Origin of the sequence: Cohnella faecalis (assembly GCF_003570905.1) — a bacterium.
Taxonomy (GTDB): Bacteria; Bacillota; Bacilli; order Paenibacillales; family Paenibacillaceae; genus Cohnella; species Cohnella faecalis.
The window spans coordinates 196373-210460 of sequence record NZ_QXJM01000027.1; the positions used below are offsets into that span (position 1 = coordinate 196373).

General features: G+C 49.4%; 13 protein-coding genes and 1 pseudogene. 12 read left to right on the forward strand and 2 right to left on the reverse strand.

Going from position 1 to position 14088, the window contains the following annotated elements:
- Positions 1 to 6 precede the first annotated feature (6 nt).
- From D3H35_RS06775 to D3H35_RS06820, 10 genes and pseudogenes are all read left to right on the forward strand, one after another.
- On the forward strand, positions 7 to 1425 hold the full coding sequence (locus tag D3H35_RS06775; protein WP_119148349.1) for a lipopolysaccharide biosynthesis protein: 1419 nt from the start codon (positions 7 to 9) through the stop codon (positions 1423 to 1425).
- Positions 1422 to 2440, forward strand: a pseudogene (gene rfbB, locus D3H35_RS06780) (dTDP-glucose 4,6-dehydratase). The gene D3H35_RS06775 and the pseudogene rfbB overlap by 4 nt, the downstream one beginning before the upstream one ends.
- 48 nt (positions 2441 to 2488) lie before the next feature.
- A complete protein-coding gene (locus D3H35_RS06785) occupies positions 2489 to 3154 on the forward strand; it encodes a hypothetical protein (RefSeq protein WP_119148350.1) in 666 nt (221 codons plus the stop codon).
- Complete coding sequence (locus D3H35_RS06790) at positions 3114 to 3824, forward strand: hypothetical protein (RefSeq protein WP_119148351.1); 711 nt, start codon at positions 3114 to 3116, stop codon at positions 3822 to 3824. Before D3H35_RS06785 ends, D3H35_RS06790 begins: the two co-directional genes overlap by 41 nt.
- Positions 3817 to 4794: a copper amine oxidase N-terminal domain-containing protein gene (locus D3H35_RS06795; protein ID WP_119148352.1), complete on the forward strand. Its 978-nt coding sequence runs from the start codon at positions 3817 to 3819 to the stop codon at positions 4792 to 4794. The genes D3H35_RS06790 and D3H35_RS06795 overlap by 8 nt, the downstream gene beginning before the upstream one ends.
- A gap of 147 nt (positions 4795 to 4941) precedes the next feature.
- Positions 4942 to 5550, forward strand: a complete 609-nt coding sequence (locus D3H35_RS06800; protein WP_158593979.1) for an exodeoxyribonuclease VII large subunit — start codon at positions 4942 to 4944, stop codon at positions 5548 to 5550.
- A gap of 168 nt (positions 5551 to 5718) precedes the next feature.
- On the forward strand, positions 5719 to 5961 hold the full coding sequence (locus D3H35_RS30270; protein ID WP_147355764.1) for a hypothetical protein: 243 nt from the start codon (positions 5719 to 5721) through the stop codon (positions 5959 to 5961).
- Positions 5962 to 6237: 276 nt separating this feature from the next.
- Positions 6238 to 6528: a hypothetical protein gene (locus tag D3H35_RS06810; protein WP_147355765.1), complete on the forward strand. Its 291-nt coding sequence runs from the start codon at positions 6238 to 6240 to the stop codon at positions 6526 to 6528.
- A gap of 206 nt (positions 6529 to 6734) precedes the next feature.
- Positions 6735 to 7670 carry an ABC transporter ATP-binding protein gene (locus tag D3H35_RS06815; RefSeq protein ID WP_233567793.1) on the forward strand — a complete coding sequence of 312 codons (936 nt, stop codon included), beginning with the start codon at positions 6735 to 6737 and terminating at the stop codon, positions 7668 to 7670.
- 1 nt (position 7671) lies between these two features.
- Entirely contained in the window at positions 7672 to 8796 is a 1125-nt protein-coding gene (locus D3H35_RS06820) for an ABC transporter permease (RefSeq protein WP_233567794.1), read from the forward strand.
- Between the two features lie 86 nt (positions 8797 to 8882).
- Here D3H35_RS06820 and nagZ read toward each other — a convergent pair whose 3' ends face one another.
- Positions 8883 to 10232, reverse strand: a complete 1350-nt coding sequence (gene nagZ / locus D3H35_RS06825; RefSeq protein ID WP_119148355.1) for a beta-N-acetylhexosaminidase — start codon at positions 10230 to 10232, stop codon at positions 8883 to 8885.
- A 154-nt stretch (positions 10233 to 10386) separates the two neighbouring features.
- Entirely contained in the window at positions 10387 to 12051 is a 1665-nt protein-coding gene (locus D3H35_RS06830; protein WP_233567795.1) for a glutamine--tRNA ligase/YqeY domain fusion protein, read from the reverse strand.
- A gap of 211 nt (positions 12052 to 12262) precedes the next feature.
- Between D3H35_RS06830 and D3H35_RS06835 the strand changes: the two genes are divergently transcribed.
- Positions 12263 to 13045, forward strand: coding sequence for an ABC transporter ATP-binding protein (locus D3H35_RS06835; RefSeq protein WP_119148357.1), 783 nt, complete (start codon positions 12263 to 12265; stop codon positions 13043 to 13045).
- Positions 13005 to 14087: an efflux RND transporter periplasmic adaptor subunit gene (locus D3H35_RS06840; RefSeq protein ID WP_199728483.1), complete on the forward strand. Its 1083-nt coding sequence runs from the start codon at positions 13005 to 13007 to the stop codon at positions 14085 to 14087. The genes D3H35_RS06835 and D3H35_RS06840 overlap by 41 nt, the downstream gene beginning before the upstream one ends.
- Position 14088: the final 1 nt, after the last annotated feature.

The following is a 14088-nucleotide window of genomic DNA, read 5'->3' on the forward strand; positions in this document are numbered from 1 at the left end:
CATACAATGAAGAACATCATAAAGAATTTTTCTTATTCCTTTTCTGCTAATATAATAACTTTAATCATTTCGTTACTATCAATAATAATAATCCCCAAAATAATTGGTGTAGAGGAATATGGATATTGGCAAATCTATATGTTCTATGTCTCGTATTTGGGTTTTTTATATTTTGGTCATGCTGATGGGGTTTATCTTAAATATGGCGGAAAAGAGTACAAAAATCTCGATAAACCGCTTTTTGTTAGTCAATTTTGGTTGCTAATTGCCTTTGAAATATTAATTTCGGCTGTTTTTATAATATATAGTTTGTTTTTTGTTGATAATAAAGATAGAGCTTTCATTTTACTAATTGTTAGTATCAATATAGTAATTATTTTGCCAAAAGCTTTATTGCAGTTTGTCTTATTGGCGACGAATCGAATCAATGAAAACGCAAGAAGCATTATGTTAGAACGTATACTTTATGGAGTGATTGTAATTGCCTTAATTGTGATAGGCGTAAGAGATTATAAAGTTCTTGTGTCCGTCGATTTGTTTGCTAAAATTATTTCTTTTATGGTTACTATTTATTATTGCAAAGAGATAGTTAGGGGTAAGACAGCTAGTTTGAAAATGGGATTGTTAGAGGCTTTTGACAATGTCAAGGTTGGAATAAACCTTATGTTTTCAAATATTGCAAGTCGTTCAATCATAGGGATCGTGAGATTTGGGATAGAAAAAAATTGGGACGTCATTACATTTGGCAAAATATCACTTACACTAAGCGTGTCTAATATGCTCATGCTCTTTATTAATGCCGTAGGAACGGTACTGTATCCCGTTCTTAGAACAACAGCAAAAGAAAAGCTTCCTATAATTTATACGCAAATGAGAAATGCGCTGATTATTTCTTTTTTAGGAATGGTTGTCGTTTATTACCCGGCTAGTTCAATACTTTCATCTTGGCTGCCTAAGTATTCCGAAAGCTTAATCTATATGGCGCTACTATTTCCTATTTGTCTGTATGAGAGTAAGATGTCAATGCTGGTCATTACCTATTTTAATACGTTGCGTAAAGAAAAGGTAATGCTCAAAATCAACTTAGTCATATTGGCACTTGCTGTTATTACAACATGTATTTCTATCTATTTGTTCGATAGTTTAACTTTAACAGTGTTATCAATAACTATACTTTTGGCGATTAGGTGTGTTATTTCCGAAGTTATAATTTCTAAAATATTGAAAATAAATTTAATGAGTGATATCATCCTGGAGCTTGTCATGACGATTGCGTTCATTGTATTTGCCTGGTATGTGGGTGGAACGGGTGGAATGGCATGCTATCTCCTGTTGTATTTAGTCTATGCTTATTTAAAAAGAAAAGATATTAAAGAGCTTGTTTTATTCGTCTTATCGATCCTAAAAAGGAGGGCAACTTTATGAAAGTTTTAATAACTGGAGGAGCTGGCTTTATTGGCTCAAATTTTATTTATTATATGCAAGAAAAATACCCGGATTATTATATTGTGTGTCTTGATGCATTAACTTATGCTGGAAATTTTGAAACTTTAGAGCACGCAATGAAAAAATCCAATTTCAGATTTGTTAAAGGTAACATCGCAGACAGAGAGAGTGTTTTCAAGCTTTTCGAAGAAGAAGGCTTTAATATCGTTATAAACTTTGCCGCAGAGAGTCACGTTGATCGTTCGATTAAGGATCCAGAAATATTTCTTAAAGCCAATGTTCTAGGAACACAAGTGCTGCTAGACGCCGCTAAAGAATATGGTGTGGATCGTTTTCATCAAGTGTCAACGGACGAAGTTTATGGGGAACTGCCAATTGATAGACCTGACTTGTTCTTTACCGAAGATACACCGTTGCAGTGCTCATCACCATATTCTGCATCAAAAGCATCCGCAGATTTACTAACTTTTTCTTATTATAAAACGTATAAATTACCGATTAGTATTTCAAGATGTTCCAATAATTATGGACCTTATCATTTTCCTGAAAAACTCATTCCTCTAATGATAACAAGAGCATTGTACGAACAGCCATTACCGGTATATGGGATGGGAATAATGTGCGGGATTGGCTGTATGTAGAAGACCATTGCAGAGCTATTGATTTAATAATTCATAAGGGTAGGGTAGGTGAAGTCTATAACGTTGGAGGACATAACGAAAAAACAAATCTTGAAGTAGTGAAGCTAATCTTGAAAGAGTTGAATAAGCCGGAATCTCTAATAAATTTTGTGGCTGATCGACCTGGACACGATCTACGGTATGCTATTGATCCTTCAAAGATACAACTTGAACTTGGATGGCAACCGGAAACTTTATTTAGTGAAGGGATTTCCAAAACCATTCGTTGGTATTTAGATAATAGCAAGTGGTGGAAGAGTATCGTAAACGGTGAGTATAGGCAATATTATGAACGGATGTACAAAGAAAAATGAGTAGAGGAAACAGTGAACTACAAAGTCGAATTATAAGAAGGTGACTTCATGGAAAAACGAAAAAAGAGATGGAAACGGGTATTGATTTGGTCTATAGCAATTATTGTGCTGCTAGGTGCTACCAGTCTTGTCGTTGCTAATATTGTTGTTAATAAAGTAATTTCTTCTTTAGCCGATGGTTTGGAAATTGATTTTGAGGAATCAGCAGACTTAAACTCAACGCCAGATAGTCAAGAGTTACCCTCTCCGGCTTCCACAAACACGACCAGTGAAGGCTCGAAACAAACCAACACGAATCCTGTCATCGACTCGACTAAAGGGACGAACCCACAATCAAGCGCGGCAGCAGATTCTCCATCCAAAGAATCAAGGGCGCCTGATCAAACAGATGATAAAGACAAGGCCGGTGTATATGCCGCTGAAGTGTCGGTGAACAAAGCCAAATCGATTAAAGAAAATATTACTTTATCTGAGAAGGCCTCGGTTACCAAGATTCTAATGTCTAACTTGAGTATGTCCGATATCAAACATATCCAAGATCTTGCCAGCGGCGGGATGACTGTCGATGAGAAGCGCGAAGCAAGGAAGATATTGTTGGAAAAGCTTACCCCTGACGAGTATAACAAAATTGCTGGAATTGCAAAAACTTACGGAGTGAGCCAAGGTAAAACCTATGCTGAGGCTGAAAAAGAAGAAAATGATGCTAGCAAGTAAGCGTTGGTTCGCAGCTCTCATGTTCATGGTAATTCCATTAGTTGTTATTGGCTGTTCGGGGAAATCGAGTATTCCTGTGCTGGATAAAGTTTCAACTTCAACGCCAGTCGGCATTGAGAAATATGATTTTAATTCTAAGTCGCAAGATGCTTTGGGCGAGAACGAATCTGATTCGCTTCCTCTTGTTAGTCCAGTTCCTACTCAAGAAGAGCAAGCGAGTGAGTCAATTAGACCTGCTTACAATGGAGGCAGGGAGGATACTTCGACTCCAGTAACAGAACTAGAATCAGCGGATTCAAAAGTGAAGGCGAGAATTGACCAGTCTTTTGAGGTCCGATTCAATAGTCTTCGAAGCGAATGCAAAGCTTCAGGGGAGCAGCTAATAGCGAGTATATTTAATGAATTAAACGGCAAAGAAGAGGTGTCGCTAAGTCAGTTGCAATCGAAGTATATAGGAAAGGTCGCAAAAGCGGAGGCTGCTTGCGATGCTAAATTCGCCTCTCTGTTAGGACAGGCGAAGGCTGAGTACACGAAGAATGATTTGCCTGTTGTGGAAATGCCGGCGTGGAAGACTGATTATGAGAAGGAGAAGGCTTCGATGAGGTTGTCTGCTGCAGGCAAATTGTTGAAGGCCTATCAGAATTCTAAAGGAGCGAGCGAAAGTGAATAAGACTGCATGGAAACGCAAGGGGATTGCGGCTCTGCTATTTGCGGCTTTAGGATTATCGCTGCTAGCCAATACGGCGGGAGCCGCAGCCAAGACGACGCAAGTTAACGTCCAGACTAAAGCCGTTCAGCTTGTGTTTGATGGCAAGACGCTATCACTTCCGACTGGTCAGCATGTATTCTCGATTAACGGAACGAATTATGTACCGGTACGATTTATTTCTTACGCTCTGCAAAAGAATGTAGGCTGGAACGATAAGACGAAGACGGTTACGGTGTCGGATCCAACGAAGCCGGAAGCGGTTATGCTCAATGAGTTTCTGATGAATTTGGCCGGAGAAGCGGGAAAGCCTTCTTCGAAAGGAGGACTGAAGCTGCTCGTTACGCCGGTGCAAGCGAAGTTCGTGTTTGACGGCTCCTCCAAATCGTTGCCGAAGGGGCAGTCGGCTTACAATGTGAACGGGTCAATCTATGTGCCGATCCGATTCATGTCGGAATCGATCGGTACGGACATTGGATGGGATGGCAAATCAGGTCGAATTACAGCGGTGTCTCCGGCCTATAAGAAGGAGCAAGAAGCTGCCGGAGCCGAAAATGGCGAAGGCGACGGAAAAGAAGAAACCTCCACAGGAGGAACGGCTACTGGCGGTGGTTCATCGGGATCCGCTAAACCTACACTGGAATCGATTACCGCGAGCACAGAAGCCCGTCTGCATACGCTGGAGAGCAGCTGCCAGAATACTCTAATGAATATCGCGTTGTCCGCTTTCGGGCAATCGGCCGAAGAGAAAGCTAAGATTCGCACTCAAGGCCAAAAGGCACTGGATCAATGCAAGGCGCAATTCGAGACCATCGTTACCAATGCTGAGAATCAATTAACGACTAATGGATACAGCACAGCTATTATCGCTGAATATCGGAAGTATTTCCAAGAACAGCTCGATGCTGGAAAGGCAATATTCGATTCTCTTTAAGCTTCACTAGAAAAAAGAACGCATGTTTGGTAAAATATATAAAAAGGTAAAGGTAAAAGCCTCCTTCCGACCTCATGGAGGAATACGCCAATCGAATGATAGTAGCGAGTGAGTGCATTTCATTGGATGGAATCGGGAGGAAGGCGTATGAGCGAGCAGATTTTGCAGTCGATATTAGGTGAATTAAAAGGTGTCAATCAAAGGCTCGACGGAATGGATCAGAGACTCGACGGAATGGATCAGAGACTCGACGGAATCGATCAAAGGCTCGACCGGATGGATCAGCGATTCGACGGGATTGACCAACGGCTCGATGGAATGGATCAGAGACTCGACGGAATCGATCAAAGGCTCGACCGGATGGATCAGCGATTCGACGGGATTGACCAACGGCTCGATGGAATGGATCAGCGATTCGACGGAATCGATCAAAGGCTTGACCGGATGGATCAGCGATTCGACGGAATGGATCAGAGACTCGACCGAATGGATCAGCGATTCGACGGGATTGACCAACGGCTCGATGGAGTGGATCAGCGGTTCGATAAAATCGAAACGACGCTGGGAGAAATCAAGCTGGCCGTCCTGGAGACGCACGAATTTGTTGGGAGAATTGCCGTCGTTCAGGAGCAGCAGGCGGCCGCTATCGATTCTCTTAAGACTGAACAGCATCGACATGGTCGAATACTAGAGGCGCTTGCAGTGAAGTCGTTGGAGCATGATACGGAAATCCGGGAGTTGAGACGTGCAACGTAACGGATAGATTATTTATTGGAGAAGAAGACCCGCCCCCAGGCAGGTCTTCTTCTTTTTCTTATTCTTCGAACGTTTGAAATTCGAAAAAACAGGGTAATATTCGATAACGCGGCAGCATATAATCTCCGGAAGCCACTAATAGAATTCGAGATTGAGAGGATGTCAGTTATGAATATGACGATCAGACAACTGGCCGAGACGACGAGTGACCTGCTTTATCGAGTAAGAGTGTACGATAGGGATCTCAAATATAGCGACGAAATTATCGCCATGGACGATACGCACTCTGCACTGAAAAAAGCCGTACTGCATGGGGAAGGGGGTCGACATCGGGAAAGAGCCATCGAGAAGCTGCAGCAAATGAGACGGAGATTGCTGACGATGATGGAAGACCTGCTGTACACCGCATAACCGGGTAATCCAACAAAAAAGCTTTCCATCACTCGAGGCAACACTCAGTGACGGAAAGCTTCTTTTTGTACAACGAGACTAATGAATTATGCCTAGTAAAATAATTCTTCATATGATACTATCGAATCATAAATCGACATCTAATGGGGTGTCCATATGACTAAAGGCCCGGTACCGGTCGTCATCCAATGCTCCCAATGCGGGGCCCTTTTCCAAAAAAAAGCGCACGATATCTGTACGGCTTGCATCGCCTCAGAGAATGAGGAGATTAACTCTTTGGTACGTGCTATGACGCGCCAGCGGCATTTGAACAACGAAGAGCTGGCTGTCGAGACCGACATCGCCCCGAACAAAATTCGAGCCTGGATCCGCTCGGGCAAGTTCAAAATTTACGATTATCCGAACCTTGCCGACAATTGCGACCTGTGCCGAGCACCGATCCGTTCCGGCAAGCTGTGCTATTCCTGTACGACGAGAATTAAGGACGACGTGGAGAAAGTGTACCAGCAGGAGCGCTTGATGAGAGAACGGCTGCGTCAAGCCAACGCTTATATTTCCAGAAAATAAGGAAGCTTCAACCTTTCATATCCGAACTATCCGTGTTCGCGCACCCCGTCTCAATAGGCGGGGTTTTTGTCGTCTGCATAGAAGCATGCTCAGACAAGATGCTCCTTCCATAGACCGAGCAGAAAAGCATCCTTCGGACCGTCGTTCAAGACAATGTCCGTGCGTTACAATAGGGCTGGATCAAAGTCTCGTAACGAAAGCGGGGAATGCTCGTGGCCATTTTGGAAGTGAATGGGTTGCGCAAGACATTCGGCACCGTTACAGCCGTCGAGGAGATCAGCTTCGGCGTGGAGCCGGGCGAGGTATTCACGATTATCGGACCGAACGGAGCGGGAAAGACGACAACGCTCGAAATGATTGAAGGACTGCAGAAGCCCGACGCGGGAACGATAACCGTCTGCGGTCTCGATTGGCGGAAGGACGCCGACCGGATCAAAATCAAGATCGGCGTTCAGCCTCAGTCAAGCGCTTTGTTCGAATTGCTGACGGTCGAGGAAAATTTGGGTTTGTTCGCGACGTTCTACCCGGATCCGTTGAAGACGGAGGACGTGCTTCGGATGATCAATTTGACCGAGCACAAAAACAAGCGGGTCAAGCAATTGTCCGGAGGGCAACGGCAACGGCTGGCGATCGGGCTTGGAATGATTAGCAATCCGGAAATCATTTTTCTCGACGAACCGACGACCGGTCTCGATCCGCAGGCGCGCCGGAACATTTGGGACATTATCCTCGAGCTGAAACGAATAGGCAAGACGACCATTTTGACGACTCATTACATGGAAGAGGCGGAGAAGCTAAGCGATCGCGTCTGTATCGTCGATCAGGGGCGGGTCGTGACGCTCGATACTCCGGCGGCGCTCATTGACAAGCTGACGAAGGAACGCGAGATCCGGCTTACGATGCTGGACGGGGAAGAAGCGGCGAAAGAGACGGAATGGCTCGCGCTTAATCAACCGGCAATTGCCCGAACGGAGAGAGAAGGCTCGACGCTTAGGATATGGTCCGTTCAGCCCGAAGAGACGCTGTACGGTATTTTCGGTTTTACGAGAGAGCGTGGCTATCGGGTGGAGCAGGTGTCGATTCGCGAGCTAAGCCTGGAAGACGTATTCATTGCCTTCACAGGCAAGGAATGGAGGGATTAAAGTGAGCGCAGGGAAGCAATTCCGATCGATGCTAGCCGCACACTTGAAGATGACCCTCCGCGAGAAGCAGGTATGGTTCTGGGCTATCTTCTTCCCGATCATTCTTATGGTCCTCTTCATGATTATTTTCGGAGGCGGCGGGGACGACCGTTTTCAAGCGAAAGTGGCTGTCGTGAAGCCGGTCGCGAATGCGACGGCGGATCTGCTGGAAGATCGGCTGCGCCAAGTGCTGGCGCTCGAATGGAAGACGGAGCTGCCCGTGAGCGCAGAGCAAGCGGACGAATGGATTAAGGAGAAGGATATCGACGCGGTCATCGAGCTTCCTGAGACCGATAATGCAAAAGCGCTAAAGCTTATCGTCAATACGGAGAATGAGCAGAGTGCAACGACTCAAGCGATTTCCGGCATTCTGGAGAAGTTCGTGCAGCAGGCCAATTTGGCGGAGGCTGGAGTAGAGGAGCAATCGGCATACCAGTTGCAAATCCGGTCCGTATCGAGCGGCAGCGAGGATTTGAATTATGTCGACTTCCTGTTGACAGGAATGATTGCGCTATCGATCGCTCAAGGCGGGTTGTTCGGCATGGTGGATCTTGTAGAAATGCGGAGAAACGGTCTATTGAAAAGATTGCGAATGACACCGGTGCGTATAGGACTGTTCGGCCTGTCCGATATGACGGTTCGCTATTTGTTCGGGATCGTGCAGATGATCATTCTTGCTCTAATAGGCATTTTTGGGTTCGGGGCTAATCTTCATATCGATTTTCTAACTCTGTTCGTCGCCTTTTCGGTCGGAATGCTGGCGTTCAGCGCTATCGGGTATTTGTTCTCGTCGTTCAGCAAATCCTTGGAATCCTACATGGGACTTGCGAATATTGCGAGCTTTCTGATGATGTTCCTATCCGGCATCTTCTTCTCGACGGCGGGCTTGCCGGACTGGCTGAAGCCGGTCACGCATGCGCTCCCGCTTACTTATTTCGTAGAAGGAATACGCGATGGACTCGCATATGGGAGCGGAATCGGCACGGGCGATTTCTGGGCGGGGGGCGGCATTCTCGCGCTATGGGGCGCGGGAGCGTTCTCGCTCGGATCATTCATCTACAAACGCGGGAGAGAGGCAGCGCGTTAACGGAAGAACCTGCCCCGGCTATTGCAGCCCGACAGCGCCGTTTCGGTCGCGACGGTCGTCACGTAAGACCATCGCGACCGAAACGATCAGCGGCTCAACACGGCTTCTTTCCACTTCTCGATGCGATCGTTCGGGATGTCGGAGGCTTTCGGAATCGGAATCGCCTTATCCGTCAGCCCGTAACGGCGCTTCAGCTTCAAGATCCTCTCCACGCTCTCGTCGACCCGAGATTCCGTCAGCTTCCCGTCCCGCACGCTTTGCACCAGTTTGTCGAACACGAGCTTCCCGTTGTCGTAGCCGTGCCCGACCAGAACGATATCTCCGCCCGCTTGAATTGCACGTACGGCCGCTTCCCCGATGCCGTAATTTTTGGCGATTGCTCCCATTGTGAGATCGTCGGTGAAGACGACACCTTGAAAGCCAAGCTTGCCGCGCAGTTGATCATGGATAATGATTTTGGAAAAGGAAGCGGGAGCGTCCGGATCGATGCGGGGGTAGAGGATATGCGCGACCATGACCGCATCCGCGTCCGACTCGATTGCGCTTTTGAACGGGAGCCATTCGAATTTTGCCAACTGCTTAGCCGTTTTGTTCACGACCGGCAAGTCGATATGCGAATCGACGGACGTATCCCCGTGGCCGGGAAAATGCTTGACGACCGGAATGATTCCCCCGCTTTGAATGCCGTTCATTTCCGCGAGCCCGTGCTTCGTGACGAGTGCTGCGTTGTCGCCAAACGAGCGATTGCCGATAACCGGATTGTTCGGATTGCTGTTAATATCGAGCACAGGAGCAAAATCGACATTGAAGCCGAGCAGAGAGAGCTCCTTGGCGATCAAACCGCCCATCTGCTTCGTTAAGCCCGCGTTATTCGCAGCGCCTACTTCGGCGTTCGAGGGCATTTCGACGAACGCTTTGGGCAATCGGCTCACCCGGCCGCCTTCCTGGTCGACGCTAACGATCAGCGGCGCAGGGCTTCCGGCATTCGCGGCTTTGAGTCCGTTGATCAATCGGGCGGAGCTTGCCAAGCTCGCCAAATTGCCTTTGAACAAGATGACGCCGCCCGCATGCGTCTGCTTCAGAAGCTGCTTCGTCTCTTCGCTGATCGTCGTCCCTTCCACCCCGACAAGCAGTAATTGACCGATTTTCTGTTTAAGAGTCATGGCGTCTAATGTATGCTCGATATCGTTCGCTTCCGGAGACGCAGACGATGAGGAGGAGGGGGAGAGCGGCGAAGCGGATGGAGCGGTTGGCTGGGAGTCCGAAGGCAGTTCGGGAACGGACGGAGATATTGCAGCTCCGGCAGTCGGAGAAGCAAGAGAGCCGGCTCCTGAAGGCTGCGAGGCATTCGGATTCGCATTCAAGCTCCAGCATCCGGCGGTAATCGTGAGCAGTAAAGCGATAGTGCTTGCTCTGCTTAATTTTCTGACTATCATACTTGCAAGCCTCCGTATCTTTTTTCCGCCTCATTAATATTGCGCGGATTGCAGGTCGTTAATCATGAGGGTACGTCGGCCGGAATAAAAAAATAGACGATCCCGGAGCTCGCCAGGTTGCGAGTCGGGATCGTCTGTTCGTGCTCGCGCACGATTACGCTTTAGGAATATCGAAGGAGCTTTTCAGAGACACGATCCGGTTGAATACCGGCTTGTCCGGAGTCGTATCCTTCGGATCGACGTTGAAGTACCCGTGACGGAAAAACTGGAATTTCTCGCCGCCCGGAGCTTCCTTCATGGCGGGCTCGACAAAGCCTTGCAGCGTCTCAAGCGAATTCGGGTTAAGATGCTGAAGGAACGAGCCATTGCCGTCGTCCTCCGAGTCATCGTTGATCAGCGGCTCGTAGAGGCGGAATTCTGCCGGAACGGCGTTGGATGCTTCGACCCAATGGATCGTGCCCTTCACCTTGCGGCCCGTGAAGCCCGAACCGCTCTTCGTCTCGGGATCGTAGGTGCAGCGGAGCTCGATAACGTTGCCGTCCGAATCCTTGATCGCTTCCTCGCATTTGATGAAGTAAGCGTGCTTCAGGCGCACCTCGTTGCCGGGGAACAGCCGGAAATATTTGGCCGGCGGATTCTCCATAAAGTCGTCCTGCTCGATGTAGATTTCGCGAGAGAACGGAATTTGCCGATTGCCCATTTCCGGGTTTTCCGAATTGTTCTCGGCTTCCAGCCATTCGGTTTGCCCTTCCGGGTAATTGGTGATGACGACTTTGAGCGGCGAAATGACAGCCATCGTACGCAGAGCCTTCAGCTTGAGATCTTCGCGAATGAAATGCTCCAGCATCCGCTCGTCGACGATTCCGTAGCTTTTCGTTACGCCGATTTCACGGCAGAACGCGCGGATCGCTTCCGGCGTGTAGCCTTTGCGGCGAAGGCCGGAGATCGTGGGCATGCGGGGATCGTCCCAGCCGTCGACCGCTTTCTCATCCACGAGCAGCTTGAGCTTGCGCTTGCTCATGACGGTGTTGGTCATGTTCAGACGGGCGAATTCGTACTGCCGCGGAACCCAAGGCATTTCGCATTCGCGGACGACCCAATCGTAGAAGGGACGCTGATCCTCGAACTCCAGCGTGCAGATCGAGTGCGTGACGCCTTCGATCGCGTCTTCAAGCGGGTGAGCGAATGCATACATCGGATAAATGCACCATTGATCGCCCGTATTGTGATGATGGGCATGAACGATTCGATAAATAACGGGATCGCGCATGTTGACGTTTGGCGAAGCCATGTCGATTTTCGCGCGGAGAACCTTTTCCCCGTCCTTGAACTCCCCGTCCTTCATTCTCCGGAACAAATCCTCGTTCTCGATGGCGCTCCGGCCGCGCGACGGGCTTTCCTTGCCGGGCTCGGTCAACGTTCCGCGCGTTTCGCGGATTTGATCGGCCGTCTGGTCGTCCACGTAAGCGAGTCCTTTGCGAATGAGCACGAGCGCCCGCTCGTACATTTCCCCGAAATAATCGGAAGCGAAAAACAGCCCGTCCCACTCGAAGCCGAGCCAGGCGACATCCCGCTTGATCGATTCGACGTATTCGACATCCTCCTTGACCGGATTCGTATCGTCGAAGCGCAAATTCGTGCGCCCTTTGAACTCGTCGGCCAGCTCGAAATTAAGGCATATCGATTTCGCGTGCCCGATGTGCAAATATCCGTTCGGCTCCGGAGGGAAGCGGGTAACGACCTCTTTCGTGTTGCCGCTTGCCAAGTCCTCCGCGACGATGTGTTTGATGAAATTCGATGACGACGTCTTCGTTTCCAATCCGACCAACCTTCCTCGTAGCGCATGTAGAATTATTTTTACATAGTATCTCTTAATCATACACAAAAAGGACCGTTCTTATAAAGAGGGTTCTTAAAAATAGCATTTTGACAAACTTAATAAAAAAATGATAAAGCTTTAATTTTTCAGTAACTTTTCAGCTAGGCGACTCGTTATAATTGAGGAAGACAAATGCAGAGGAGGAAATACCATGCTCACTTGGATGCGGAGGAACCGTTCCTCGGCTGTCGAAGAGGCGGAAAAGCCGGTTGAGACCGGGCCTGGAGACAGCCGTTCGGCTTCCGATCCCGCACCGGCGAAACCGCTCCTGTCCGTCCGGAACGTGGAGCGCTCCTTCGATGTAGGCGGGCAGAAGCTGCGGGTGCTCAAGGGGATCAATCTCGATTTGTATCCCGGTCAGCTCGTCATGCTTAGAGGAAGGTCCGGTTCCGGCAAGACGACGCTTATGAATATGATGGGCGGGCTTGACGTGCCGACGGCCGGCGAAATTTATTTTCACGGCAATCCGTTGCACGAATGGAACGACGACAAGCGCACCGAGGTGCGCCGACGCGATATCGGCTTCATTTTTCAGGCGTACGCTCTTATGCCGCTGCTGTCCGCATACGAGAACGTCGAACTGTCGCTCCGCATGGCGAATGCTCCTAGAAGCGAATGGAAGAACCGGGTAACGTCGTGCCTGGAGCTCGTCGGCCTGGCCAAGCGGATGCACCATCGTCCGTTCGAGCTGTCCGGAGGAGAACAGCAGCGCGTGGCGATTGCCAAGTCGATGGCGCATAGGCCAAGCCTGCTGCTGGCGGACGAGCCGACCGCAGAGCTGGACAGCCAGATGGCGGCTCAGGTCATGGCGGTATTCCGCGAAATCGTCGCCAAGGAGAACGTCACCATCTGTATGACCACACACGATCCCACAATTTTGGAGGTAGCCGATCATGTCTATGAAATGGTGGACGGAGTATTCGTCTCGAAATAACCGGAAGCTCCGCCGTCCGGCGACGGTGCTGACCGCGGTGTTTCTGTCAGCCGCGCTCGCGGGGTGCAGCGTGCTTCCCGACGAGCCGGAGGAGGAGGACTTGTCCGCAATCCAGCTTCCGCAAATATCGAAGAAGCCCGAGTACGATGTAACGACGAAGACGCTGGAGACGAAAGTATCGGGCTCCGGCAAAGTGATGTCTACGCAAGAGAGGACGCTCTATTTTACGTTGGAAGGCAAAAGGCTCAAGAAGCTGTATGTCGAATCCGGCGCCAAAGTAAAGGCGGGACAGCCGATCGCGGAGCTTGACGTGGAGGACCTTCAGAAGTCGCTTCGTACGCAATCGCTTGAAATCAAGAAGCAGGAACTGGCGATGAAGGCGCTGCTTCGAACGAAAGACGAGATGGACCCCGTCGATTTCGAGAAGCAGATGCTCGATTTCGAGACGCAGCGTCAGCAATTGACCGAGCTGCAGGCGGACATCGCGAAGGCGACACTGACGGCTCCGTTCGACGGAACGATCGTCTCGGTAGCCGTTCAGGAAGGCGCGCTTATTAAAGCGTACGATGCGATTTGCGTCGTCGCCAACCCAAGCTCGTTGACGGTCGCCGCTACGATGTCCAAGGACGATCTTGAAAAGGTAGCGCTAGGTATGGAGGTTCAGGTGGACATTAACAATGCCGGCCAGCTGAAAGGCAAGGTGAAGCAGCTTCCCCAGCCGCAGACGGACGGCAACGGCCAAGGAGGCAACGGAAGCGCGCCGCTGCGCCTGGATCAGTATTTGCTCGTTGACGTGCCCGATTTGCCGAAGACGATCGAGCGGGGAACGCCGCTATCCGTCTCGGTTATTGTTAATCGCAAGAAGGACGTGACGGTTATTCCGCTTGCCGCTCTCCGCACCGTCGGAGCCCGCAGCTACGTGCAAGTCGTCGAGGCGGACGGCACGAAGCGCGAGGTCGACATCGAGGTCGGCCAAATGACGTCCACGGACGCCGAAGTCGTCTCGGGACTGACGGCGGGGCAGAAAGTAGTAGGGCAATAAT